Source organism: Citrobacter sp. TBCS-14, assembly GCF_005280805.1.
GTDB lineage: Bacteria > Pseudomonadota > Gammaproteobacteria > Enterobacterales > Enterobacteriaceae > Citrobacter > Citrobacter gillenii.
Map to the genome: position 1 here is coordinate 414327 of NZ_SZWM01000476.1, position 25779 is coordinate 440105.

At 52.0% G+C, this 25779-nt stretch carries 31 protein-coding genes; 6 read left to right on the forward strand and 25 right to left on the reverse strand.

Going from position 1 to position 25779, the window contains the following annotated elements; genetic code table 11:
- Positions 1-29: 29 nt before the first annotated feature.
- Positions 30-1445, reverse strand: a complete 1416-nt coding sequence (cycA, locus tag FDX22_RS18930; protein WP_146717622.1) for a D-serine/D-alanine/glycine transporter — start codon at positions 1443-1445, stop codon at positions 30-32.
- 308 nt (positions 1446-1753) lie between these two features.
- The gene (fklB, locus tag FDX22_RS18935; RefSeq protein WP_168246986.1) at positions 1754-2374 is read right to left on the reverse strand and encodes an FKBP-type peptidyl-prolyl cis-trans isomerase; all 621 of its coding nucleotides are present in this window, start codon (positions 2372-2374) and stop codon (positions 1754-1756) included.
- A 219-nt stretch (positions 2375-2593) separates the two neighbouring features.
- Between fklB and FDX22_RS18940 the strand changes: the two genes are divergently transcribed.
- Positions 2594-3244, forward strand: coding sequence for an OapA family protein (locus FDX22_RS18940; RefSeq protein ID WP_096758557.1), 651 nt, complete (start codon positions 2594-2596; stop codon positions 3242-3244).
- Positions 3245-3332: 88 nt separating this feature from the next.
- Here the strand turns inward: FDX22_RS18940 and FDX22_RS18945 are convergent, their stop codons facing one another.
- From FDX22_RS18945 to FDX22_RS18970, 6 genes are all read right to left on the reverse strand, one after another.
- Entirely contained in the window at positions 3333-4259 is a 927-nt protein-coding gene (locus tag FDX22_RS18945; protein WP_096759481.1) for a DMT family transporter, read from the reverse strand.
- A gap of 142 nt (positions 4260-4401) precedes the next feature.
- Positions 4402-4851, reverse strand: coding sequence for a 50S ribosomal protein L9 (rplI, locus tag FDX22_RS18950; protein ID WP_003025676.1), 450 nt, complete (start codon positions 4849-4851; stop codon positions 4402-4404).
- 39 nt (positions 4852-4890) lie between these two features.
- Positions 4891-5118 (reverse strand): 30S ribosomal protein S18, encoded by a 228-nt coding sequence (rpsR, locus tag FDX22_RS18955; RefSeq protein ID WP_002210155.1) that lies wholly within the window; start codon positions 5116-5118, stop codon positions 4891-4893.
- A gap of 4 nt (positions 5119-5122) precedes the next feature.
- On the reverse strand, positions 5123-5437 hold the full coding sequence (priB, locus tag FDX22_RS18960) for a primosomal replication protein N (RefSeq protein WP_096758558.1): 315 nt from the start codon (positions 5435-5437) through the stop codon (positions 5123-5125).
- Positions 5438-5443: 6 nt separating this feature from the next.
- Positions 5444-5839, reverse strand: coding sequence for a 30S ribosomal protein S6 (gene rpsF, locus FDX22_RS18965; protein WP_096758559.1), 396 nt, complete (start codon positions 5837-5839; stop codon positions 5444-5446).
- A 158-nt stretch (positions 5840-5997) separates the two neighbouring features.
- A complete protein-coding gene (locus tag FDX22_RS18970; protein WP_096758560.1) occupies positions 5998-6762 on the reverse strand; it encodes a TSUP family transporter in 765 nt (254 codons plus the stop codon).
- Between the two features lie 298 nt (positions 6763-7060).
- Between FDX22_RS18970 and yjfY the strand changes: the two genes are divergently transcribed.
- Positions 7061-7336 carry a DUF1471 family protein YjfY gene (gene yjfY / locus FDX22_RS18975; protein ID WP_135323393.1) on the forward strand — a complete coding sequence of 92 codons (276 nt, stop codon included), beginning with the start codon at positions 7061-7063 and terminating at the stop codon, positions 7334-7336.
- 136 nt (positions 7337-7472) lie between these two features.
- On the opposite strand, the gene FDX22_RS18980 is transcribed toward yjfY, so the two are convergent.
- The 6 genes from FDX22_RS18980 to ulaA are packed head-to-tail and all read right to left on the reverse strand — an operon-like array spanning position 7473 to position 11882.
- Entirely contained in the window at positions 7473-8159 is a 687-nt protein-coding gene (locus FDX22_RS18980; RefSeq protein WP_115259606.1) for an L-ribulose-5-phosphate 4-epimerase, read from the reverse strand.
- Positions 8159-9013 carry an L-ribulose-5-phosphate 3-epimerase UlaE gene (gene ulaE / locus FDX22_RS18985; protein ID WP_117342423.1) on the reverse strand — a complete coding sequence of 285 codons (855 nt, stop codon included), beginning with the start codon at positions 9011-9013 and terminating at the stop codon, positions 8159-8161. Before ulaE ends, FDX22_RS18980 begins: the two co-directional genes overlap by 1 nt.
- 9 nt (positions 9014-9022) lie before the next feature.
- Positions 9023-9673, reverse strand: a complete 651-nt coding sequence (gene ulaD / locus FDX22_RS18990) for a 3-keto-L-gulonate-6-phosphate decarboxylase UlaD (RefSeq protein ID WP_096758564.1) — start codon at positions 9671-9673, stop codon at positions 9023-9025.
- Between the two features lie 13 nt (positions 9674-9686).
- Positions 9687-10154, reverse strand: a complete 468-nt coding sequence (gene ulaC / locus FDX22_RS18995; RefSeq protein WP_096758565.1) for a PTS ascorbate transporter subunit IIA — start codon at positions 10152-10154, stop codon at positions 9687-9689.
- A gap of 9 nt (positions 10155-10163) precedes the next feature.
- Positions 10164-10469, reverse strand: a complete 306-nt coding sequence (ulaB, locus tag FDX22_RS19000; RefSeq protein ID WP_096758566.1) for a PTS ascorbate transporter subunit IIB — start codon at positions 10467-10469, stop codon at positions 10164-10166.
- A gap of 15 nt (positions 10470-10484) precedes the next feature.
- Complete coding sequence (gene ulaA / locus FDX22_RS19005) at positions 10485-11882, reverse strand: PTS ascorbate transporter subunit IIC (RefSeq protein ID WP_096758567.1); 1398 nt, start codon at positions 11880-11882, stop codon at positions 10485-10487.
- A gap of 366 nt (positions 11883-12248) precedes the next feature.
- Between ulaA and ulaG the strand changes: the two genes are divergently transcribed.
- Entirely contained in the window at positions 12249-13313 is a 1065-nt protein-coding gene (gene ulaG, locus FDX22_RS19010) for an L-ascorbate 6-phosphate lactonase (protein WP_096758568.1), read from the forward strand.
- A gap of 106 nt (positions 13314-13419) precedes the next feature.
- Positions 13420-14175: an HTH-type transcriptional regulator UlaR gene (gene ulaR / locus FDX22_RS19015; RefSeq protein ID WP_146717623.1), complete on the forward strand. Its 756-nt coding sequence runs from the start codon at positions 13420-13422 to the stop codon at positions 14173-14175.
- Here ulaR and yjfP read toward each other — a convergent pair.
- The gene (gene yjfP, locus FDX22_RS19020) at positions 14172-14921 is read right to left on the reverse strand and encodes an esterase (protein ID WP_115259609.1); all 750 of its coding nucleotides are present in this window, start codon (positions 14919-14921) and stop codon (positions 14172-14174) included. The two genes, ulaR and yjfP, sit on opposite strands and share 4 nt — an antisense overlap.
- A 182-nt stretch (positions 14922-15103) precedes the next feature.
- On the opposite strand from yjfP, the gene bsmA reads away from it, so the two are divergent.
- Positions 15104-15433: a biofilm peroxide resistance protein BsmA gene (gene bsmA, locus FDX22_RS19025; protein ID WP_096758571.1), complete on the forward strand. Its 330-nt coding sequence runs from the start codon at positions 15104-15106 to the stop codon at positions 15431-15433.
- Positions 15434-15580: 147 nt separating this feature from the next.
- Positions 15581-15856 carry a DUF1471 family protease activator YjfN gene (yjfN, locus tag FDX22_RS19030; RefSeq protein WP_135912687.1) on the forward strand — a complete coding sequence of 92 codons (276 nt, stop codon included), beginning with the start codon at positions 15581-15583 and terminating at the stop codon, positions 15854-15856.
- An 85-nt stretch (positions 15857-15941) separates the two neighbouring features.
- Here the strand turns inward: yjfN and FDX22_RS19035 are convergent, their stop codons facing one another.
- The 10 genes from FDX22_RS19035 to nsrR form a co-directional block, all read right to left on the reverse strand.
- The gene (locus tag FDX22_RS19035; protein ID WP_146717624.1) at positions 15942-17564 is read right to left on the reverse strand and encodes an isovaleryl-CoA dehydrogenase; all 1623 of its coding nucleotides are present in this window, start codon (positions 17562-17564) and stop codon (positions 15942-15944) included.
- 84 nt (positions 17565-17648) lie between these two features.
- Positions 17649-18815, reverse strand: a complete 1167-nt coding sequence (locus FDX22_RS19040; RefSeq protein WP_115259612.1) for a glutathionylspermidine synthase family protein — start codon at positions 18813-18815, stop codon at positions 17649-17651.
- A gap of 2 nt (positions 18816-18817) precedes the next feature.
- Positions 18818-19459: a DUF1190 domain-containing protein gene (locus FDX22_RS19045; protein WP_117342427.1), complete on the reverse strand. Its 642-nt coding sequence runs from the start codon at positions 19457-19459 to the stop codon at positions 18818-18820.
- Between the two features lie 9 nt (positions 19460-19468).
- Positions 19469-19867: a DUF350 domain-containing protein gene (locus FDX22_RS19050; protein ID WP_096758576.1), complete on the reverse strand. Its 399-nt coding sequence runs from the start codon at positions 19865-19867 to the stop codon at positions 19469-19471.
- 17 nt (positions 19868-19884) lie between these two features.
- Entirely contained in the window at positions 19885-20544 is a 660-nt protein-coding gene (locus FDX22_RS19055; protein WP_096758577.1) for a YjfK family protein, read from the reverse strand.
- A 58-nt stretch (positions 20545-20602) separates the two neighbouring features.
- Positions 20603-21301 (reverse strand): PspA/IM30 family protein, encoded by a 699-nt coding sequence (locus tag FDX22_RS19060; protein ID WP_096758578.1) that lies wholly within the window; start codon positions 21299-21301, stop codon positions 20603-20605.
- A gap of 15 nt (positions 21302-21316) precedes the next feature.
- Positions 21317-21721, reverse strand: a complete 405-nt coding sequence (locus FDX22_RS19065; protein WP_146717625.1) for a YjfI family protein — start codon at positions 21719-21721, stop codon at positions 21317-21319.
- A gap of 122 nt (positions 21722-21843) precedes the next feature.
- Entirely contained in the window at positions 21844-22575 is a 732-nt protein-coding gene (gene rlmB, locus FDX22_RS19070) for a 23S rRNA (guanosine(2251)-2'-O)-methyltransferase RlmB (protein ID WP_096758580.1), read from the reverse strand.
- Between the two features lie 73 nt (positions 22576-22648).
- Positions 22649-25111 carry a ribonuclease R gene (gene rnr, locus FDX22_RS19075; RefSeq protein WP_146717626.1) on the reverse strand — a complete coding sequence of 821 codons (2463 nt, stop codon included), beginning with the start codon at positions 25109-25111 and terminating at the stop codon, positions 22649-22651.
- 38 nt (positions 25112-25149) lie between these two features.
- Positions 25150-25575 carry a nitric oxide-sensing transcriptional repressor NsrR gene (gene nsrR / locus FDX22_RS19080; protein ID WP_096758582.1) on the reverse strand — a complete coding sequence of 142 codons (426 nt, stop codon included), beginning with the start codon at positions 25573-25575 and terminating at the stop codon, positions 25150-25152.
- Positions 25576-25779 lie beyond the last annotated feature (204 nt).

The window sequence follows — 25779 nt, forward strand, 5'->3', positions numbered from 1 at the left end:
ATTAGAGCCGCGTCGCGGCTCTTTTTTTATTAACGTACACCTGCCATACGTTTCTTACCGATAAACAACCAGCCCAGCCCCAGCGCAATGAACCACAGCGGCGTGACGATCAGCGCCTGACGGGTATCTTCTTCCAGCGTCAGCAGTACCAGCACGAACACGAAGAACGCCATGCACACCCAGCACATCACCTTGCCCCACGGCATTTTGTAAATCGACTTCTCATGCAGCTGCGGACGCTGTTTGCGGTACACCAGGTACGAGCAAAGAATGATGGTCCAGACAAACATGAACAGAATCGCCGATACGGTGGTGATCATGGTGAACGCACCGATTACGCTCGGATTAACGTACAGCATCACCACACCGCCCAGCAGGCAGATACAGGAGAAGGTTAAGCCTTTCGCCGGAACAGCACGTTTGGACAGCTTGGCGAACGCTTTCGGTGCCACGCCTTCCTGCGCCAGACCGAACAACATACGGCTAGTCGAGAACACACCGCTGTTCGCAGAAGACGCCGCAGACGTCAGAACCACAAAGTTAATCAGGCTCGCCGCCGCCGGCAAGCCGACCAGCACGAACAGTTCGACAAACGGGCTCTTGGTTGGAACCACCGAGCCCCACGGGGTGACAGACATAATCACAATCAGCGCGAACACGTAGAACATGATGATACGGATTGGAATCGAGTTAATCGCACGCGGCAGGGATTTCTCCGGATCTTTGGTTTCCGCCGCTGTCGTCCCGACCAATTCAATACCCACGAACGCAAACACCGCAATCTGGAAGCCCGCAAAGAAGCCGCTCAGACCTTTCGGGAACCAGCCACCGTCATTCCACAGGTGGGTGAACGATGCCTGAACACCAGTAGGTGACTGGAAGTGCGTCAGTACCATCACCAGACCAACCACGATCAGGCCGACGATGGCGACAATTTTGATCATCGCAAACCAGAATTCCATCTCACCAAACATTTTCACCGTGGCGAGGTTGAGGACCAGCAGCAGAATGATTACCGCCAGCGATGCCACCCAGTCGGATAGCCCAGGGAACCAGAATTGCGATTGCGCATACGCGGTAATGGCAACGACGTCCGCCATCCCGGTCACGACCCAGCAAAACCAGTAGGTCCAGCCGGTAAAATACCCAGCCCACGGCCCGAGCAGGTCAGAGGCGAAATCACTAAAAGATTTGTATTCGAGATTCGAGAGCAGCAATTCTCCCATTGCGCGCATCACGAAAAACAGCATAAAACCGATGATCATATAAACAAAGATGATCGACGGCCCGGCGAGGCTGATGGTTTTCCCGGAGCCCATAAACAGGCCGGTACCGATAGCGCCACCAATGGCAATAAGTTGAATATGACGGTTTGTGAGATTGCGCCGCAGCGACTGTTCAGACGAAGCCTCTTCGTCGGCAACGACTTTTACCTGATCTACCATGTTTTTTTCTTCCTGTACCTGTCTGTGTTGTTCAGGCTCTACGGCCTTTGGTGTGTCTATGATACGACGATCCCGTTATCAGGACTCATCGATATTAGGTAAGAATTGGCGGGATGAATACTAAGATTTAGATATAATGTTAATTTTATGTTTAAAGTGAGTGTCATATCACTCTGATAGCGCGAATCAGCTCACAAAAATACGCGCAAGCGCGCTATTTGCAAGATAAAATATCGACATCGGTATAACTATAGCTTTTCACGCTATTTTTCTGCTCCCCCCAAGCTGAGGGGAACAGAAGTCACTGCTTACAGGATTTCAAGCAGCTCAACGTCGAATACCAGCGTGCTGAACGGAGGAATGGACGCACCCGCGCCACGCTCACCGTAGGCCAGTTCCTGAGGGATAGTCAGCTCCCATTTGGAACCCACCGGCATCAGGGTCAGCGCTTCAATCCAGCCAGGGATAACGCCGTTAACCGGGAATTCAGCCGGTTCACCACGGGCAACGGAGCTGTCGAACACGGTACCGTCGATCAGCTTACCGGTGTAGTGCACGCGTACACGGTCGGTACGTGCCGGAATAGCCCCTTCGCCCTGCGTCAGAACGCGGAACTGCAGACCGGATTCAGTGCTGTTTACACCGTCTTTCTCACGGTTTTCTTCCAGATATTTGACGCCATCAGCAGCCATAGACTGGAAACGCTCACGACGGACCGCATCAGCACGTTCGTGGATTTCACGCAGCGCACGGTGAACAACGTCAACCGGCACAGCTGGATGTTTGCCTTCCAGCGCGTCAGCAATACCCGCAACCAGCGCTTCAGGCAACAGCCCTTCCAGACCGGATTCGCTCAGCTGCTGTCCTACCTGCAAACCAATGCCGTAGCTTGCTTGCGCTTCGATAGTGTCAAAAGTCGGGGTGGCCATCATATTTCCTTTCATCGGAGGTAAAGTAGCGGGCAGCATAGCAGCCATGCCGCATCCGGTAAAACTTTGTCTCGGGAACAGATGACAAATCGCGAGGAAACATAAACAATAGGAATATCCCGCGTTGACGTCACGAAAGCGGGCATGAAGGCAAATATCATAGAATCAGGCATCTATACTCTATGATTCAGGAACGAGACGCGGAGCAGGAGGAAAGCCATGCCCGGGCGCTTTGAATTAAAACCAACCCTGGCGAAAATCTGGCATGCACCGGACAATTTTCGCATTATGGACCCGCTACCGCCTATGCATCGCCGCGGCATTATTGCTGCCGCTATCGTGCTGGTGATAGGTTTCCTGCTCCCTTCCAACGATACCAGCGATACTCCTGCGGTCACACGTGATGCCCAGTTGGATCTCCAGTCGCAATCGCAGCCACCCACTGAAGCTCAGCTGCAGGCGCAGCTGGTCGCCCCGCAAAACGATCCGGGTCAGATGGCACCGGTCGCACCGGAACCCATCCAGGAAGGCGATCCCGATGCGCAGCCGCAAGCCCAGCAGTCCCAGCCTCAGACGCAGCCTTTTCAGCCCGATAGCGGGATTGACCAACAATGGCGTACCTACCGTGTAGACTCCGGAAAAACGCTCGCCCAGGTGTTCCGTGACCATAATCTTCCACCGACCGATGTGTATGCCATGGCGCAGGTTGAAGGTACCGGAAAACCGCTGAGCAACCTGAAAGACGGTCAGATGATACAAATCAGGCAGAATGCCAATGGCGTGGTCACGGGGTTAACCATCGATACCGGCAACGGCCAGCAGGTGCTGTTTACCCGTCAGCCTAACGGCAGCTTTATTCGCGCACGTTAAATGTACTGATTGCCGGGTGGCGGCTTCGCCTTACCCGGCCTACGGCTCCCGCGATTGTAGGCCTGATAAGCGGTAGTGCCATCAGGCGTTACCGCTTCACCTTATTCACCCACCAAATCCCCGAACAGACCAGCACCAGCGCCACTGCGTATTTCCATTCGAGAATGTTCTCACCAAGAAAAATCGACGACAGCACCGCACCAGAGACCGGGATCAGGAAGTTAAACGGCGCGATCATTCCCACGCGGTTGTATTTGAGCAGAATACTCCACAGTGCGAACGCCACTGAGGAGAGCAGCGTCAGGTAGCCCAGAATCGCCACCGATGCAGAGCCGTGGACGGTAAGTGTTCCGCCAAAAGCGTAGCCACCGATAACCAGAGCCAGACCGCCCATCCCCAGCTGATACCCCGTCATTACCGTCGGGTCAACCGTCTGCGAAATACGTTTTCCGTACAGCGTAGCGGCAGAGAGAATAAAGGCCGCCAATACCACTGAACCGTCTCCTAACAGGGTAAAGCTAAAATCCATCAGCCCACTGTTAAAATTCACCACCATCACGCCAGCAAAGCCCAGAATGCAGCCCAACGCTTTGTTGTAGCTCAGCTTGTCGTTCTGATAGATAAAGTGGGCCAGCAGCACACTAAAGAACGTTCCGGTGGCGTTCATGATTGAGCCTTTCACACCCGTGGTGAAGGCCAGACCAATATAGAAGAAGATGTATTGCAGCGAGGTTTGCGTCAGACCCAGCAGCGTAAGCTGACCAAATTGACGCGGACTTAACCTGCCAATGGGTTTGCGCTGCGCCATCGCCAGCAGTAGCAGCAATAACCCCGCAAACAAAAATCGGTATCCGGCAAAAACAATCTTTGACGGAATATCATCGGTGGCAATCTGGAAAATCTCATATCCGCTTTTAATCGCCGGATAGGCGCTCCCCCACAGCAGGCAGCAAAATGCCGCGCTCAGGTAGACCACGTTTTTACGCGCGAACAGAGGTTGGTGCGTTGTGTCCATGCCATCACCACTTTGAAATTGTGTTTTATTTTTATGATTATCGCGAAAAGGATAAAGAATAGCCAGAGCGAAAAACAGGAGGGCAGAAAAGCAAAACGCCGGCACAAGGCCGGCGCTTTTACGCGGTTTTTAGAATAAAAACTTATTCTGCAACTACGTTTACAGTCAGCTTAGCAAACACTTCGCTGTGAACCTGGAAGCTCACTTCGTGCTCGCCAGTGGTACGCAGAACGCCGTTCGGCAGACGAACTTCGCTCTTAGCCACTTCAACGCCAGCTGCAGTTACAGCGTCAGCGATGTCGCGAGTACCGATGGAACCGAACAGTTTACCTTCGTCGCCTGCTTTAGACGCGATGGTTACGGTTTCCAGTGCATTGATTTTCTCAGCGCGAGCTTCAGCAGCAGACAGAACGTCAGCCAGTTTGGCTTCCAGTTCAGCGCGACGTGCTTCGAAGAATTCAACGTTTTTCTTGGTAGCAGGAACAGCTTTACCCTGTGGTACCAGGAAGTTACGAGCGTAGCCCGCTTTAACGTTAACCTGATCACCCAGGCTACCCAGGTTTGCTACTTTATCAAGCAGAATAACTTGCATTACCTTATCCTCTTAAAGTCGTTAATAGACAGCGGCCGATTACTGATGACGATCGGTATACGGCAGCAGGGACAGGTAGCGAGCGCGCTTGATGCAGCGAGCCAGCTGACGCTGGTATTTTGCACGAGTACCGGTGATACGGCTCGGGACAATTTTACCGCTTTCGGTAATGTAGTTTTTCAACGTTGCGATGTCTTTGTAATCAATCTCAACAACGCCTTCCGCGGTGAAACGGCAGAACTTGCGACGACGGAAATAACGTGCCATATGGCTAGTCTCCAGAATCTATCAATTCAATCTGCTCGGCATGCAGAACCATTTTGCTCAGGCCGTTCTTTGCCTTGTGGCAAGAAATGAACCCCTGAACAGTTACTGCGCTACCGACCGTTATACTGTGAGTAATGGCCTGGTTTTCGTGTCCGCTAATAATAACGGGCATTTGGCACCACGCCTGCCGGTGGAAACCGGCTTCCTCCTGCACAGAACGATGCTCAAGCACGAACTGGCAATGAGGAATTCCTGATGGGCTGACCTTGCGAAGCGGCGTCCTGCACACTGTGCCAGATAACACCAGACGGTTGGTCATCAGAAATTACTCTTCAGAATCCCCAGCTTCAGCATCATCTGCGGTTTCGTTAGCGAAATCATCGCGACGTTCACGACGCTCGTCTTTCGCTTTAACCATCGGAGATGCTTCGGTAACAGCGTGCTTAGTACGCATTACCATGCTACGGATAACGGCATCGTTGAAGCGGAAGTTTGTTTCCAGCTCATCGATAACTTCCTGCGGCGCTTCAACGTTCAGCAGAACGTAGTGAGCTTTGTGCAGTTTGTTGATCGGGTAAGCCAGCTGACGGCGGCCCCAGTCTTCCAGACGGTGGATCGTGCCTTCTGCTGCAGTGATTGCACCAGTGTAGCGTTCGATCATACCCGGAACCTGTTCGCTCTGGTCAGGATGGACCATAAAAACGATTTCGTAATGACGCATCGAATTGCTCCTTACGGATTATTCAGCCTCCTGTCTGGGTCAGCCGAGGCCCATGGAGGCAAGGAACGTGTTAAAGGTCGGCTGAAAAATGACGCGTCATAATACTGGCGGTAGCAGGTAAACTCAAGGTGATTGTATGAATATTTATCAAACCGTCATTAATACATATCCACCAGCATTTTGACACTGATGCAAATCGAGACAATCACAATCATCGGTCGGATGACTTTCTTCCCACGCGTCAGTACCACCGAGGCTCCAAGACGCGCACCGAGAGATTGCCCAACGAACATCACCAGTCCCAGCGACCAGATCATTTTACCGCCGAAAATGAAGAACAGAATCGAGGCGATGTTCGACGCCAGGTTAATAAAGTTGGAGTGAATTTGCGCCTTATCGATGCCGTATCCCCATAACGTGATATAGCAGAGCGTATACAAGGAACCGGCCCCTGCGCCGAGAAAACCGTCATAAAAACCTACGCACCCACCGCCGATAAGTGAAAAGAGAAACAGCGATACCTGCTGCTTTCTTTTTGGTTCGCTCAGGTTAGGGGCAAAAATAAAGTAGATGGCGACGGTAATTATCAGCACCGGCAGCAGCTTTTTTAGCAGGTCCGGCTCAATGAACTGAATCAGTGTGGTACCCAGCGCGGAACCGATAAAGGCAGATAAGAACACATACTTGTGTTCCTGCACGTTGATATGCCCCCGGCGCAAAAAGTAAATCCCAGAGGTGAGTGAACTACCCAGAGCCTGAATTTTATTGGTCGCCAGCGCATTGGCCGGCGGTAAACCGGAGATCAACAATGCGCCAATTGAAAGAAACCCACCGCCCCCTGAAACCACATTAATAAAACCCGCCACCAGCGCAACCATAAACATAATCACGAAGTAGCTGAAATCCATGAATGAAGTATCCATAAGCTTTTGCCTTATAATCATGAAGTTATATTCTTTTTCAGCTCACTATAAACGGCGTACCCTTCCGGTTAAATTGACCATTTGGTAAGAGCTTATGCCGGGGAAACAGGAATTTTTTAACCGTAGCGGAAGGTATCAGTTGATTGTTAATTAAAGAAAAGACGGCTATGCGGTAATTTTTTGAACAACTGCATCAGAAATGGTCGCTATCGACTCTGTCGGTTGTGGTTAAAATTAAATCAGAAGTTATCCACTCACAGGAGAGCGCTAACCAGAGACCGCGGTCGAGGAGGTACCTATGCGAGCCCGTGTGTTGACCCTTTTGGCCGTGCTATTGCTCAGTGCAAATGCAATGGCAGCCATTGAAATTACCCATCGTCAGGCCAGGAATATGGATGATGTGCAGAGCTTAGGCGTGATTTACATAAACCATAACTTCGCCACTGAAAGTGAAGCCAATCAGGCCCTGAATGAAGAGACTGATGCGCAAGGCGCCACCTACTATCATGTGATCCTCACCAGGGAACCCGGTAGTAACGGAAATATGCACGCCAGCGCGGATATTTATCGCTAGCTACCCAGAAATAACCAACGAGAACATTGCCACAGTTTGACTTGCCCCCTTGATTGGGGGCTTTTTTTTGCAGTAAAACGCCGCCGAAGCCAGACCGATAACATCCCCTTAAAGATTTAGCTCCGGGGCATTTTTCTTACTTCTGCCCGTAATAGGCGTTCGGACCGTGCTTACGCATGAAGTGTTTATTCATCAGGTAATCGTCGATGGGGTTAAGCCCGGGGTTAATGCCGCGCGCAATCCACGCCATCTTTGCCACCTCCTCCATCACCACCGCATTATGCACCGCATCCTCGGCATCTTTACCCCAGGCAAACGGGCCGTGCTGATAGACCACAATGCCCGGCGTATGTAACGGCTCAACGTCGGCTAGCGTTTCTATGATCACCTTTCCTGTGTTCAGCTCATATTCGCCCTGCACTTCTTCTTCCGTTAATGCCCTGGTGCAGGGAATATCGCCAAAAAAGTAATCCGCATGGGTGGTTCCCAGCGCCGGGATCGCCTGCCCCGCCTGCGCCCATGCTGTGGCGTGGGTAGAGTGGGTATGCACTATGCCGCCAAGCGATGGATAACGCTGATACAGCGCCAGATGAGTCGCGGTATCAGAGGAAGGGCGATAGCCACCCTCCACCACGTTCCCTGACATATCCACCACCACCATATCGTCTACTGTCATATGCGTATAGGCGACACCGCTGGGCTTGATTACCACCTGCCCGCGTTCACGGTCGATAGCGCTGACGTTGCCCCAGGTAAAGGTCACGAGGCCATAGCGCGGCAGATCCATATTGGCTTCGAACACCTGCTGTTTGAGTTTTTGCATTACGCCGCCTCCACCAGACCTGCGCTTGCCATTCGGGCCTTCACCCAGTCACGCGCTTTCGCCACTTCCGCCGCCGGGTCGTCAGTGGTTTCACTCCACATCTCAATCAGATAGGGTCCGCAATAGCCACTCTGCTTGAGCGTCTCAAAACAGCGCTCGAAATCGACAACGCCTTCACCAAACGGTACGTTCTTAAATACGCCGGGTTTAGTGTCTTTCACGTGTACGGCGACGATGTGTCCGATTCCGGCCTGTAGCTCCATCTGCACGTCGTTATCCCACGCCGACAGGTTGCCGATGTCTGGGTAGAGCTGGAACCACGGGTTATTCAGGTAGTGCGCGTAGCCTAGCGCCTTGCTGATCGAGTTCATCAGCGGGTAATCCATGATCTCCATCGCCAGCGTCACCTGTGCGCGGCTCGCCATCTCGACGCTCTCTTTCAGCCCGTCGCGAAAACGCCGACGCGTCTCGTTGTTGGCTTCTTGATAGTAAACGTCATAGCCCGCCAGTTGGATGACTCGAATGCCGACGTCCTGGGCGAACTGGATCGCTTTACGCATGATCTCCAGCCCCTGAGCACGTACCACGTCATCTTCACTGCCGAGCGGGAAGCGACGATGGGCGCTCAGGCACATCGACGGTACCCGCACGCCGGTTTCGGCAACGGCGTTAACCAACGTCAGACGCTGCTCACGGCTCCAATCGAGACGCGCCAGGCGAGCGTCGGTTTCATCGACTGACATCTCAACGAAGTCAAAACCCAGCGTTTTCGCAAGCTGTAGCCGCTCCATCCAGCACTCTCCGGCGGGGAGTGCTTTCTCGTAGATGCCGAGCGGAATTTGTTTCGACAGCATAATTGCTCCTTAGCCCCACAGCTGGGCAATAGAGCGTTTAAACTGACGCGCGGCTTCAACCGGGGAAGCGGCATCGCGAATGCTGCGACCCGCGATAAAGACGTGAATCGGAATGCCTTTGAACAGCGGCAGATCTTCCAGCGCCAGGCCACCGGTCACCGTGACCTTAAAGCCCATATCAGACAGACGTTTGATCGCGCTGATATCCGCGTCACCCCACGCCACACCTGCTGCCTGTGCATCGCGACTGCGGTGATACACCACCTGTTGAATGCCCGCTTCACGCCACTCCTGCGCTTGCTCCCAGGTCCAGTAGCCGGTCAGTTCAATCTGCACGTCGCCATTGAACTCTTTCGCCACGTCCAGCGCACCTTTGGTGGTATTGATATCTGCACAGCAGATAACTGTCACCCAATCCGCGTTGGCTTCAAAACACATGCGGGAGAGAATTTTTCCCGCGTCGGCGATTTTGGCGTCTGCCAGCACGATTTTATGCGGATACAGCGCTTTCAGGTCGCGAACCGCACGCACGCCTTCGGCAACGCAAAGAATGGTACCCACTTCAATAATGTCTACTTCATCGGCAATCAGGCGTGTCGTTTCATACGCGGAAGACATGGATTGGTTATCCAGCGCAACCTGCAACATAGGTAATGACATTTTGGTGTTCCTTTTAAACAGCCGCCGCGGTGGCGTTATCAATTAAATCCAGCACTTCCTGCGCGGTGCGGCAGGCACGTAAACGGTCGAAGTTAGCTTCATCGTCAAACAGGTTAACGATCTGCATGATGCCCACTTCTTGATGGGTGTTGGCGTCAACAGCCGCCATCGTTATCAGGATATCGACAGGGTCGTTATCTTCATGGTTGAAGACCAGCGGCGTTTTCAGGGTCACCAGCGCAAAACCGGTTTTCTTCACACCTTCTTCTGGGCGCCCGTGCGGCATCGCCAGACCCGGCGCTATCACAAAATAGGGACCATGTTGGGCAACGCCATCCAGAATGGCCTGGTAGTAGCGCGGCTCAACCACATCAGCCTTAACCAGCAGATCAACGCCCAGCTTGACCGCCTCCTGCCAAGTGCTGGCCTCGGCCTGTAATAGGATCGCGTTATTGTCCGCCAATGAATCTCGTAATTTCATATGGCGTCCTTACTTCACATCTTGTGGGAAATGCGCGTTGATCACTTCCAGCAGCTTTGGACCAAAGTCAGCGGGCGACAGCATGTTACGTACACCCACCACGTATTTATTGCCGGTAACGGTAATCTCACCGGCGATGTGGGTGGAGGCGATGATGATATCCGCGCCGCTCAGTTCACTTTTGTATTCACCCACCGCGCAGCTGTTCACCGTGTGGTCGATATTTGACTGGGTTAAAAACTGGTCCACTTTCATTTTCATAATCATGGAGCTGCCTTGCCCATTACCACATACAGCCAGAATACGTACGGTCATAATCGGAACTCCTTATTAAGCAGACTGTTCTGCCAGTTGTTTTTCTGCGTCTTCCTCAGCGCGCAATGAGCGTCCTGCGAAAAACATATAAGCCAGTGCAATCACAATAATGACGGCCATAAAAATCAGCCCTATGGAGGCGAAGCCCTGCATCATCGGCGGTGCCAGAATTGACCAGTCCGCCATGCCCATCCAGGCGCTCATACCGGTGAGTTTCACCGCCCAAACGCAGCCGAAGATTTCAATCATTCCCATCACCAGGCAAATCTTGAGCGCAGCACGCCAGCCGCCAAAGTGATTAGCAAACACGCCGATAGTGGCGTTAGAGAAGAACATCGGGATAAAGCCCGGAATGATCAGAATGGAGGAACCTACGCCGACAAGGATGCCGACGGCGATCAGCTGACCGATAGTGCCCCACATAAAGCCCCAGACCACGGCATTCGGCGCGAAGCTATAAATAGCCGCACAGTCGATGGCCAGTACCGCCCCAGGGATCAGGCGTTGGGAGATACCGTTAAAGGCCTCAGAGAGTTCGGCGACAAACATGCGCACGCCCTGGGTAATAATGAAAATGGCCACCGCAAACGAGAAGCCGGTTTGCAGGATATAGACCGTCCAGTGGGTTTTCCCCGCCATCGCCTGCACCACATCGATACCGAAAGAGAGCAGGATCGCACCGAAGAAAATGGTCATCACAATCGCTGTCGAGACGATATTGTCGTGGAAGATATTCAGCCAGCCTGGCAGCTTGAGGTCTTCAACGCTTTCCTCTTTTTTGCCCAGATACGGTGCGATTTTATAAGCAATCCACGACGCAAACTGCTGCTGGTGCCCGATAGAGAAGCCGCAGCCATCAGTCACTTCCTGCGTCGGCTTGTACATCATGTTTGAAGTGATGCCCCAGTAAAGCGACACCAGCACCGCAGTGCAGATAATGGTGGTCCACATGGAATAGCCGAAGATATAGAACGAGACCGCAATCAATCCCGCCTGCTGAAACATGATGTGCCCGGTCAGCATGATGGTGCGAATCCCGGTAATCCGTCGTAGCAACACGTAACAGATGTTCAGCGCCAGCGCTAACAGCACCGCATAGCCCACCCAGCTATAAGCGTCGCCCATGCGTTCGATGGTTGCCATCATTGAGGCGTAGGTATCGGAAATCGCCCCGTTGATGCCATAAACCTCAGACATCTTCGCCACGACCGGTTTGAACGTACTGGTGAGAATGCCGGACCCGGCCTGCAGCAGCATAAAGCCGATGATCGTTTTGATAGTGCCCTTGATGATAACGCTGACACTTTTACGCAGCAGGATGTAACCGAGGCAGGTCACAATACCCAACAGCAGCGGGGCGTTGGTCATGACCTGATTAAAGAACACGGTAAAGATGTTGTAGAGGATCTCCATAACGATCTCCAGTAGACGAAGTTGCTGAACATTCATTACAGATGCCCAGGATATTGTGCCCTCACTTTAGTTTTCAAAAGTAATCACATCAAGATTGAATTTGATTAAATGTGATGCAGTACGCAAATTATTCACTTACGAATGAAATGGTTTTTACCACATTCAATAAAACGAAAATAAAATCAATAAAAACAATTAAGTATGATTATCAATTAATGAGGAGGCACTTTATCTTATTGCAATATTTATCGAGAACGTCTCTTTTCGTTGAAAAAACACGCATTGCCATTTTGATAAAATGGTGTCAGGATTAATCAAAATAAGTCACAATTTGATTCAACTTGAACAAACATGAAGGTAAATGCGATGAGTAAAGTAAAAAGTATCACGCGTGAATCATGGATCCTGAGCACATTCCCGGAGTGGGGCAGCTGGCTAAACGAAGAGATCGAACAAGAACAGGTTGCACCAGGCACCTTTGCGATGTGGTGGCTGGGCTGTACCGGAATTTGGCTGAAATCGGAAGGCGGGACTAACGTCTGCGTTGATTTTTGGTGCGGAACAGGCAAGCAGAGCCACGGTAATCCACTGATGAAAACAGGCCATCAGATGCAGCGTATGGCAGGCGTGAAGAAACTCCAGCCAAACCTGCGCACCACGCCGTTTGTTCTCGATCCTTTCGCTATTCGCCAGATCGATGCCGTTCTCGCCACGCACGATCATAACGATCATATCGACGTGAACGTTGCTGCCGCCGTCATGCAGAACTGTGCCGACGATGTGCCGTTTATCGGACCACAAACCTGTGTGGATCTGTGGGTGGGTTGGGGCGTGCCAAAAGAACGCTGCATCGTGGTGAAGCCAGGCGACGTCGTTAAAGTAAAAGATATTGAAATCCATGCGCTCGACGCGTTTGATCGTACGGCATTAATCACCTTGCCTGCGGATCAAAAAGCGGCAGGTATCCTGCCTGACGGCATGGATGCACGTGCGGTTAACTACCTGTTCAAAACGCCGGGCGGTACGCTATATCACAGCGGTGATTCTCACTACTCCAACTATTATGCAAAGCACGGCAACGAGCATCACATCGACGTCGCACTTGGCTCCTACGGTGAGAACCCGCGCGGTATCACCGACAAAATGACCAGTTCCGATATGCTGCGTATGGCAGAAGCGCTGAACACCCAGGTGGTTATCCCCTTCCACCATGATATCTGGTCAAACTTCCAGGCCGATCCACAGGAGATCCGTGTTCTTTGGGAGATGAAAAAAGACCGGCTGAAGTATGGCTTCAAACCGTTTATCTGGCAGGTTGGCGGCAAGTTCACCTGGCCGCTGGACAAAGATAATTTTGAGTATCACTACCCGCGCGGCTTTGAAGACTGCTTTACCATTGAACCGGATTTACCGTTTAAATCCTTCCTGTGATTGCAGTTAAATGCCGGGTCTTCCCGGCATTTTTACCCATTTATCTTAGTATTTTCAGGCTATTTCAAATATCATCTTTTCAAATCAATTTGTATCGGAATAGCTCATGACTGAAGCACAAAGACATCAAATATTGCTGGATATGCTGGCGCAATTGGGCTTTGTTACCGTTGAGAACGTGATTGAACGTTTGGGAATCTCACCCGCCACAGCGCGCCGGGATATCAATAAACTCGACGAAAGCGGCAAGCTCAAGAAAGTCCGTAACGGTGCAGAAGCCATTACCCAGCAGCGCCCGCGCTGGACCCCAATGAATCTGCATCAGGCGCAAAACCACGACGAAAAAGTGCGGATTGCCAAAGCCGCTTCCCAGTTAGTGAACGCGGGTGAAAGTGTCGTGATCAACTGTGGATCAACGGCGTTCCTGCTTGGCCGCGAAATGTGTGGCAAACCGGTGCAAATCATCACCAACTACCTGCCGCTGGCGAATTTTCTGATCGACCAGGAGCATGAAAGCGTCATCATCATGGGGGGACAGTACAACAAAAGTCAGTCCATCACGCTGAGCCCACAAGGCAGCGAGAATAGCCTGTATGCCGGACACTGGATGTTTACCAGCGGTAAAGGACTGACATCTGACGGACTGTATAAAACCGATATGCTCACCGCGATGGCTGAACAAAAGATGCTTAACGTGGTCGGCAAACTGGTGGTGCTGGTCGATAGCAGCAAGGTCGGTGAGCGCGCGGGCATGCTGTTCAGCCGTGCCGATCAAATCGACATGCTGATTACCGGCAAAAATGCGAACCCTGAGATCCTGCAACAGCTGGAAGCACAGGGCGTGACTATTCTGCGCGTTTAGAGGTGTTGGCGGAAAAACGCGACTGTCGCCGCCAGCGCTTCTGGCGTGATGCGATGCCGTACGCCTGCTTCCCACAGGCAGGTCAGCGAGTTGTCCAGACCTGCCTGGATTAGCGCCTGTTGTAAGCGGAAGGTTTCCACTGCCGGCACCACGTCGTCATCCTGGCCATGCCACAACAGCAGCGGTCTGTCGGCAAGGCGCTCCAGTTGATGCGTTACCTCCCAGTCAGCCAGTGGCGCGACAATCGCATCAAATTCCGCCTGCTGCTCCGTCGTCTGTACCAATACTGGCGGAAAAAGCGTATGGGCAAGTCGGGTAAAATAGCCCGATCCCATCAGGCAGGCTGCACATTTCACCTCGGGATGGCGCGCCATAATGCCCAGCGTTGTCATACCCCCCATAGATGCCCCTGCCACGGCAAGACGTTCATCCAACAGCCAATTTTCAGCCACCAGCGCCGCACGTAACGCCGTAAATTCCTGCATGTTTTGCTGCAATATCTGCCAGAAGCGGTGCATTCTTTCCTGCGCATTACCGTGGAAGCGCGTGCCATGATCGGGCGCATCGGGCATGATGACCCGAAACCCGGCCTGTGCCAGTGCAACGGCAAAATAGCTGTAGACCAGACTGGAAGAGGTAAACCCGTGATAGACGATAACGCAGGGGAGTGAAAGGTCGTGTTTATTCGTGGGAAATGCGTGCAGGACAGGGATCCCCGCCAACTGTCGTGTTTCAATTTCTATCATATGTCGCCTCTTTTTTTCTGGTATGCCATGGCGAAATACTTAACGCAAGTGAATGTGTGCGGCAATGATTCATAATGTTGAGAACTGGGTTACGCTTTCGCAACATTTTCATTCGAAAATCGCGTGAGAGATAACAATTCGGGAACATTCCCCCTAAAGGGAAATTAATAAGGCACTACACTATGGCTATCAGGAAACGAGATAGAGTTATGCGTCGGTTTGCCTCTTTGATGCTGGTGATGTTGTTAAGCGCCTGTAGCGTGCTGCAGGGCACGCCACAACCGGCACCGCCCGTCGCCGATCACCCACAAGAAATCCGCCGTGACCAGAGTAATGGGTTACAGCGATTGGGGGTTGTGAGCGCGTTGGTAAGAGGTTCTCCAGATGATGCGCTGGCAGAGATCCGCGCCAAAGCCGCTGCGGCTAAAGCTGATTATTACGTTGTCTTATTAGTCGATGAGACCATCGTAACAGGCCAATGGTATTCACAAGCCATTTTGTATCGTAAATAACATTGGGTTGAAATTTAGTCAGTTTTACATTGCTTTGCGCCCCTATGCGTTTTCCTGTGCACAATAAACCAACAGCAGGGAGCTGGAGGTTTATTCTCGCGATGGAATGCCCTGCCACGTGTAGGGGTACGAATAATGGAGCTGACGATGAAACAATCACTAGCCTTATCCTCACTGCTGCTTTCTGCTGGAATGGTGGATACCACGGCACAGTCTGCCGAGTTCGCCAGCGCTGACTGCGTAACGGGTCTCAACGAAATTGGCCAGATATCTGTCAGTAACATTGCGGGAAATCCGCAGGATGTGGAGCGTGTTGTGGCGTTAAAAGCGGATGAGCAAGGTGCCTCATGGTACCGGATTATTCAGATGTACGAAGAACAGCAGCCCGATAACTGGCGCGTACAGGCCATACTTTATGCATAACAGATTGCCGGATGGCGTAAACTTATCCTACCTACAACGAACGTAGGCAGGATAAGACGCGCCAGCGTCGCCATCAGGCATATTATTACCGTAATCCCCCCGTAGCCCGCAGTAGCAAATCATTCTGTACCTGTTCAGACAACTTCATCCCGCCGCGCGTATCCAGCATCATCTGACACCAGGCCTGCGCCACGGGCGGAGACGCATAACGCAACATCTGCGTCCCGCAGCCGAGCAGGAACAGCTGCTGGGTAATTTCCCGTCCCAGCGCTTCACTGGGTTTGTGTAAATGCGGCTGTAGCTTACGCACCATTCGATCGTAATGCCTGTCTTGCCCTTTGACCTCGGCAAAGGCCTCGCTGAGCATGTCGACCATACCTGGTTGTTTCGCCAACACCCGCAACACATCAAGGCACATGATGTTGCCAGACCCTTCCCAGATGCTGTTGACCGGCATTTCACGGTATAAACGCGGCAGCTCACTCTCTTCGCAATAGCCTGCACCGCCGAGCACCTCCATGGCCTCTGCAACAAATGGCATACCGCCTTTGCAGATGGAAAACTTGGCTGCCGGGGTGAATAACCGGGCCCACAACGCTTCTTTCGCATCCGTTCGACGATCCCAGGCCCGCGCCAGGCGAAACAGTAGCGCGGTTTGACCTTCCAGTTGAAGCGCCATGCGGCTTAATAACTGTCTCATCATCGGTTGATCAATCAACGGCTTGCTAAATACCTGGCGTTGATGCGCATGATAAATGGCAACAGAAAAAGCGCGTCGCATCATACTGTGGCTCCCCAGCGCACAGTCAAAACGCGTCATGCCGCCCATTTTCAGAATATGGCGAATACCTTCACCTTCTTCTCCCAGCAGCCAGCCCATCGCGTCCTGAAATTCAACCTCACAGCTGGCATTAGAGCGATTGCCTAGCTTATCTTTCAGGCGCTCAAGACGGATGGAGTTACGCTGGCCATCAGGTAAAAATCGCGGCACAAAAAAGCAGGATAAGCCGCCTCTGGCCTGCGCCAGCACCAGATGGGCGTCACTTTGCGGTACCGAGAAGAACCATTTATGCCCCACCAGCCGATACGCACCATCCGCCAGCCGTTCTGCCTGAGTGGTATTGCTCAGCACATCCGAGCCACCCTGCTTTTCCGTCATCCCCATACCAATCAGCAGGCCGCGTTTTTGCCCGCCGGGCAGAAGATGAGAATCGTAGCGATCGCTACGCAGCGGCGTCAGCCAGTCATGAAATTGCGAAGGTAACATCTGGAGTAACAACGGCGTAGCGGCAAAGGTCATGGTCACCGGGCATAAGGTTCCCGCTTCCACCTGTGCATGCAGCATAAAACGTGCAGCTCGGGCAACAAACGTTCCCTGCCGCGCATCCTCTTCCCAGGCAAGATTATGCACGCGGTTGGCGCACAATCCCTGCATCAGTAAATGCCAGGCAGGATGAAAGCGCACATCATCCAACCGCTGCCCCTGCGGATCGTATCGCAGCAGTTCAGGCGGATACGCGTTAGCCAACCTACCCAGTTCAAGCGATTCTGCAGTGCCTAATTGCTGACCAATACTGGCGAGGAGATCGCTATCCCAGGCAGCGCCTTCGCGGTTGACTGCTTCACACAGTGCTCCATCCGATAGGTATAAGTTGCTGTTATTGAGTGGTACTGGTTGGTTAAAAACGGTATGCGTTTGCCAATGCATTGTGTCTCCCTCCATCAATGGCCATCGCCTTAAGTATGGTCAGAACCACACTCTCTGCGAAGGAGGGAGATCACAAAAGTACGTTTAGCCAGCAATGTAATGAGGAATAAAACGAGAAGTATCTTTCGTAATCAACGTATTGTCTTCACGGATCCCCATGCCGCAGGCTTCATCGTCGACGATCCAACTACCAATCAGCGTGTAGCTATCGCCAAAACGCGGCAGCGGCTGAAACGCCTGATAGATCATCGGTTCTTCTGCGTAGTCGCCATCAGCATGTTCAACAATCTGCTGCTGACCATTAAAAATGGTGACGTTGCCCCCCTCACGGGAAAATATCGGTTTGCGTACATAGCTTTCGCCGGGTGCAATTTTTGACGTTTCACCTTCGAACCAGGCTGGCAGGAGGTTTGGATGGTTGGGGAAGTATCGCCACAGCAGAGGCATCAACCCTTTGTTACTGAGCACGCTCTTCCACAGTGGTTCGACCCACTGTTCCCGGCGATGACGTAGCAACGGACCGTTATCGTCACGCATCATCCACTCCAGAGGATAGAGCTTAAAGGCGCGACGAATGACGTTGTCATCAAGATCCGTCAGCACACCGCCGACGCCAAGCCCCAGATCCTCAACATAAATAAACCGCGACGCTTGACCTGCCTGCTGCGCACAATCCTGCAAATACAGTACGGTGGTGCGATCTTCGTCGGAATCTTCGCAGCAGCAGAAGTAAAACGGCTCCGGACTGTAAAGCTCACTAAAACGGGCGATCAGACGTTCCTGGATAGCGTTGTACTGGTCGGTGTCCCGCGGGATCGCCCCACTGCGGCGAGCATCTTCCAGCCATAGCCACTGGAAATACGCCGACTCGTACAACGACGTTGGTGTATCAGCGTTGTATTCCAGCAGCTTGACCGGCGAATTGTTGCCACACCAGACAAAATCCATTCGCCCATACAGCGAAGGATCGCGATTGCGCCAGCTCTCAGCAATAACATCCCAGTACAGTGGGGGAATGGCCAATTGCTGAAGAATCTGCTCGTCCTTAACTGCTCGCTCAACGACGTCCAGACACATTTGATGCAACTCAGCAGTAGGCTTTTCGATCTGCTCTTCAATTTGCCGTAGCGTAAAGCGATAAGCCCGGCTTTCATCCCAGTAGATTTCGTTGTCGATAATGTGAAAATCAAAACCATGATCGTAGGCGATCTGGTCCAGATCCTGGCGAACAGGAATATCATGTCGTAACATCGTTAGCCTCCCCAGTGCCCGCGCGCGCTGGACGAACGCCCGTAACCCCCGCGAGAAACCGTCGAGACTTTCTTCGTCGTGTAGGCATGCGTCGTGGCGGTATCGTTTTTTCCGCTACCGGAACGCCAGGCATAGTCGCCTGAGGTCGTACGCCAGACGGGGCGGGAAACGTATGATGAGCCGCCACTGCTGTAAACATACTGCTCGTCACGATCTTTGCGAATCACCCGACTGAGCAAAAAACCGGTAAACACCGGCACCCAGCTCTGATCGGTGCTGTCAAGGTAGCAATCGCCAAACTGGGTCTGACAACTCGCCTTACTTAATTGCGTTGGCACTTTGCCATAGAACTCTGTCTTGGCATTGTTCCAGCCGTCCGCACACACGGTAGCGGTATTACCGTCATCAATACATTCGCTCACCGTGGAGTAAAACCGGCCGTCGCCGTCGTTGTCCGAGCCTGTATCATCCCCGCATCCCTTGAGGATAAAAAATGCTGCACCGCCCATAATCGCCAGCGTCAGATACTTTCCACTGTAGCGACTACGTTTTTTCTCAAAGGGATTCACCGGGCGATTCATTCGGGCGATCGCCGAATGACCTGTTCCCAATTTCTTTTGTCCGGATTTACGTTTTCTAGCCATGATCGTCCATTACCATGTCATACAGGCGGCATTAAAAATCCCGCCAGCCAGCGCAGCGGTTCCCATAAACAGTCCCGCAGCGGTGTTGTGGTTAATAATTTTTTCACTCAATGCTGGCATATATAAGCGTACACCACCGTAGATAATAAGCTGTATCACCAACGCAATACCGCCCCAGGCAAAATAATCAGGAATACTGACCGCGTTGATTGCTGCGCTGGATAAAGGAATAACATAGCCCAGCAGCGTGCCGCTAAATGCCAGAGAGGCTGCCGTATTGTTATTTTTAATCAACTGCCATTCATTGTGCGGTGTTATCTTTGAATAGATAATAAGAAAAATTATCACCATGGCCGCACCAATAAAAAAATAGGCACAAAAGGCCAGTAATGATTCCAGAATATGCATTGTTTTCGTCCCTGACGTTAACCAATAATATTAAGAGATGTTAATGGGATATCGACACCCAGCGCCCGTGAGAATATCCACTCTGGCTCGCCTTGTTCATTGAACGACTCTTCGCCGTTCAACAGCAGATATTCCCAGGTATCTGCTGTTACCTGTCGTTGGTAGCCCATGGTAAAGTTATGCACTTCCCACTTTGCATGCTGCTGATTCTCGACCTTTTCCAGCATGTAGACTGGCTCAATATTCCCCGGTTCTTCGTCATTAAAAAAACGCTGCCAGTGCTGACCCTGCCAGAAAAGCGCTGGCATGCCGATCTCTGCCGGGCTAATGGCGGACTGCCAGTGTTTTTTCTGAGTTAAGCCATAGCTTTCTTCATACACAAACAGTTTGATATCGTCGATATCATCCATATCTGACCCGCCGGTAGTATTGATTTGCAGAAATTCCTCGCCCGAGGTGTAGTAGCGGAAAATCTGGCTTCCACCGCCCAAATTAATATGGCTGATTGCCGCAACGGTATACTCCTCGCCGGGCAACACCACCAACAAATCCTCTTCTAACAGGCGAAACGCCAGTGTGTCGAGCGTAAACCCTGCGCTCAAATGTAGGCCCAATGGGCCACGAACGGGCGTAGCGGCCTCTGCTGTGCCAAATATACGCTGTAAAAAAGTCGACATCGTTATCCCTTACTAACCTGCCAGCTAGCAATCTTTGCGGGCAGGCTTTGCCGTATAATTACTCGCCTTGCTGGCGTTGTAGTCGCGCCAGCACATCCTGGGCAGAACTTTTGTTGGCAGCGCCAATGCCGACTTCAGCCAGTTTCTCGTCCAGATCACGTCCGTCAGCCACTTTCTCCAGCTGTGTTGCCGCATCCAGCCGGGCCTGTCGCTCTGCCTGACGTGTTTGCAGACGTTTAAGTGACTCTGCTGCCGTCGATACGCTGGAAGAAGCCCCGACTGTAGATGTTGTCACGGCCTGTTGAGCGCGCTGCATCGCTTCCGTTGCCTTAACCACCTCAAGCTGCTGTTCAAACTGAGCAATCCGCTGGCCCGTTGCGGTAACGGCCTTTTCAACGCCATCACGTGAGATTTCTAAGTTAGTAAGCACTTGCTGTTCAGCCGCAATCACGTTCTCCAGACGCGCGATCTCTTCGGCGACTTCGTTAATTAACGACGGATTGACGTTTTTACTTAGCGCTTCCAGCGCCCGCGCTTCAAGAGTGGACTGACGTTCGCGCAGATCTTTCAGTTTGTCATTGCTCAGTTTCACGCGTGCCAACAGGTCAACTCGCGATTTCCCGGCTTTTTCCAGTTCATTTCTTGCGTCACGAATGTGTTGCTCCAGCATTCTGACGCCCTGTGCTTCTTCGATTGACTCTTCTGCCTGAGAAAGCACAGATTTGCCGAGGGTAAACAGGCTTTTCAAGATTCCCATCAACAGCGTTCCTTGTTATTCGTGAGTATATTCTTCAGTGATTTCCGCCAGATCTAGCGCGTTATCCACGAGCGTTGTCATTTCAAGCACCACGTCCTCTAATGTGGAGTTCAGCGACAGCGCACCAAATGCGACGTAGTATTCATCCTGCCGCACACGAGAAATGCCTACAGACGACAGTGGAAGCAGCTTTTGATTGCGTAATAAGAAAAGATTAAATGCGTCCTGATGCTGAATATTATTCACTGGGCAAATAACAGTTTCGATAATCATCTGGCGGGAGGTAAATAGAATACTGAGAAGTAAGTCTCCATAATCATTCATTTTAATAATCAATGACTGCTCATTACTTATAATATCTATATTTAAACCATGAAAATTAGTGAGCGCTTTAGTCAGCACATGCGGGGTCCATGCCATATATAAATCCTGTATGTTATACTTAAATAAATATAAAAATATTTTCCTTCTCTTATTAGAATATCAGTTTTAGATAAAAAAAAACCATCCGAAATTGGATGGCTTTTTCTGAAAATTAACGTTTATCCACGCTGGCGGACGGCCTCAAACAGGCAAATCCCCGTCGCAACAGAAACGTTAAGCGATGAAACGCTCCCCGCCATCGGAATACTGATCAGCTCATCACAATGTTCGCGGGTCAGACGACGCATACCTTCGCCTTCTGCGCCCATCACCAATGCCAGACGACCGGTCATTTTACTCTGGAACAGAGTATGGTCCGCTTCACCGGCGGTTCCGACGATCCAGATATTCTCTTCCTGCAGCATACGCATGGTACGTGCCAGATTGGTCACGCGGATCAGCGGTACGTTTTCAGCAGCACCGCAGGCTACTTTTTTCGCCGTGGCATTCAGCAGCGCAGAACGATCTTTCGGTACGATAACCGCGTGCACACCGGCAGCGTCTGCGCTACGCAAGCAAGCACCAAGGTTGTGCGGATCGGTGACACCATCGAGGATCAAAAAGAACGGTTGATCAAGTGAGGCAATCAGATCCGGCAGATCGTTCTCCTGATACTGACGACCCGGTTTCACGCGGGCAATGATTCCCTGATGAACTGCACCCTCACTTTTCTCATCCAGGAACTGGCGATTCGCCAACTGGATGACAACACCCTGGGCTTCCAGGGCATGGATAAGCGGCAGCAGGCGTTTGTCTTCACGCCCTTTGAGAATAAAGACCTCCTGAAAGCGCTCAGGCGCACGCTCAAGCAGGGCCTGCACCGCATGGATGCCGTAAATCATTTCACTCATGAATGTACTCGTTAAGATAGTTTAAGTGTAACGCCGGGCAACGCGTGGCCGCCCGGCTTACGGTTTATGGCTGTTATTGCGCGACGTTCTTTTTCGCCGCGCGTTTGGCTTTGGTGGCGGCCGCGATTTTAAGCGTTTTTGTCGAAGGCTTTTTCGCTTTTTTATCGCCTTTTTTCTCAGCCGTTTTTTTATCCGCCTGAGGTTTAGCTTTGCCTTTTTTCTCGCCGCGGAATGCGCTATCCGGTTCGAAATTCACCTTTTTTCCCGCCTGACGACGTCGGCCGGTGCTTTTACCCGTATCGCCTTTCTTCGCTTTTTCACGCGCAGTTTTACCCTCGTTGCGCGGGACACGTTCGCTGGAGATCAGGCTAAAGTCGATTTTACGCTCGTCCATGTTGACGGCTTCCACACGCACTTCGACGCGATCGCCCAGGCGATACATCTGACCGCTTGATTCACCGGTCAGGCGTTGCCCAACCTGATCGAAGCGATAGTAGTCGTTATCCAGCGAGGAGACATGCACCAGGCCGTCAATAAACAGTTCATCCAGGCGAACAAAGAAGCCAAAACCGGTCACACTGGCAATGACGCCTTTAAAGACATTACCGACCTGATCCAGCATGAAGTCACACTTCAGCCAGTCAGATACATCGCGCGTAGCTTCATCAGCACGACGTTCTGCCATAGAACAGTGCTGACCCAGTTGCAGCATCTCTTCCATCGAATAGTGGTAGCCACCGGTTTCCGTGGTATTGCCTTTGTGGCCCTGCTCCTGCGCCAGCAGATACTTGATCGCACGGTGCAAAGAGAGGTCCGGGTAACGACGGATCGGCGAGGTAAAGTGGGCATAAGACTGCAGCGCCAGACCAAAGTGACCGCGGTTTTCGGGATCGTAAATCGCCTGCTTCATTGAGCGCAGCAGCATAGTTTGCAGCATTTCTGCGTCAGGTCGATCGGCAATCGACTCCAACAACTCGGCGTAATCGCGCGGCTCGGGTTTGTTACCGCCCGGCAGCTCCAGTCCCAACTCCGCCAGCACGGAACGGAAAGAGGTAATCGCTTCAGTCGTCGGCTTGTCGTGGATACGGAACAGTGCCGGCTCTTTGGCTTTCTCAACAAAACGTGCCGCTGAGATGTTCGCCAGGATCATGCACTCTTCGATCAGCTTGTGTGCGTCGTTACGCTGAGTCTGCTCAATGCGTTCAATACGGCGTTCGGCATTGAAGATAAACTTCGCTTCTTCGCTCTCAAACGAGATACCGCCGCGCTCTTCACGGGCTTTATCCAACACTTTGTAGAGATTGTGCAGCTCTTCAATGTGTTTCACCAACGGTGCGTATTGCTCACGCAGCTCCTCATCACCCTGCAGCATGTGCCAGACCTTGGTGTAGGTCAAACGCGCGTGGGAGCTCATCACCGCTTCATAGAATTTGTAGCCCGTCAGACGCCCTTTCGTGGAGATGGTCATCTCACAAACCATGCACAGCCTGTCTACCTGCGGGTTCAGCGAGCATAACCCGTTGGAAAGGACTTCCGGTAGCATCGGTACAACCTGCGACGGGAAGTAGACGGAAGTCCCGCGGCTGCGCGCTTCCTGGTCCAGCGGGGTAGGCGGACGCACGTAATAACTGACGTCAGCGATAGCAACCCACAAACGCCAGCCACCGCCGCGTTTCTTCTCACAGTAGACTGCGTCATCAAAGTCACGCGCATCCTCACCATCAATTGTCACCAACGGCAAATCACGCAGGTCAACACGACCGATTTTGGCCTCTTCCGGTACTTCTTCTTTCAGCCCGGCGACCTGTTTAACGACTGCATCAGGCCAGATATAAGGGATTTCGTGCGTACGCAGGGCCATATCAACGGCCATGCTGGTACCCATGTTGTCACCCAGCACTTCAACAATTTTACCCACCGCTTTAGTGCGACGAGTTGGGCGCTGGGTCAGTTCAACCACCACCACAAAGCCCATGCGGGCGCCCATCACCTCTTCTGGTGGGATCAGGATATCAAAGCTGAGACGGCTGTCGTCCGGAACGACAAAACCTACGCCCGCATCGGTAAAGTAACGACCGACAATCTGACTGGTTTTCGGCACCAGTACACGCACAATACGCGCTTCGCGGCGGCCTTTACGATCCGCGCCCAGCGGTTGCGCCAGTACTTGATCGCCATGGATGCAGGTTTTCATCTGCTCACTGGAGAGATACAGATCGTCTTTACGTCCTTCGACGCGCAGAAAGCCGTAGCCATCACGGTGGCCAATAACGGTACCTTTCAGCAGGTCAAGACGCTCCGGCAGTGCGTAACACTGCCGGCGGGTGAAGACCAGTTGCCCATCACGCTCCATCGCGCGCAGGCGGCGACGAAGCGCTTCGAGCTGCTCTTCGCCTTCAATGTTGAGTTCAACGGCCAGCTCATCGCGGTTGGCCGGTTTTTCACGTTTAGTTAAATGTTCGAGGATAAATTCCCGGCTCGGGATGGGATTCGCGTATTTTTCTGCTTCGCGTTCCTGGAAAGGATCATGTGACATCGAGGTTCCTCCATTGTCAGCTCTGATGAAGATTTTCGTCACTCCACCAGCAATAATTTATATAGCGGTTGATTCTTTTCAACCAAATCAGCAAGTGTGTAGTTGTCCAGTTCCGTGAGAAAACTTTGCACTGCCTTAGAAAGCGCCTGTTTGAGTCGACAGGCAGGGGTAATGTGGCAAAACTCGCTGCTGCAGTTGACCAACGTCAACGGCTCCAACTCGCGGACCACATCACCAATACCAATATCCTTTGCCGCTTTGCCCAAGCGGATACCGCCATTTTTTCCACGGATAGCAGTAACGAAGCCAGCCCGGCTAAGTTGATTAATTATTTTGACCATATGATTACGGGACACGCCGTAGACTTCTGTCACCTCAGAAATACTGGTCATACGTCCTTCGGGTAGCGACGCCATGTAGATTAGCGCACGTAATCCGTAATCGGTGAAACTCGTTAACTGCACATCAACCTCTGGAAAAAGGATAAAACGGATAAGCCTGGTAGTATTAATTATATTGATGATAAACCAGCCACCAGCCAGGTCGCTAATTTATTTCAATTCGGGAAGGAAAAAAGCGAGGAACCTACATGATTTTAAGCCAGATACTGATACAAAGCCTTGCATCCGGCTTGCTTTAAAGCAAGCGCAGCGCCATCTGACGCTACG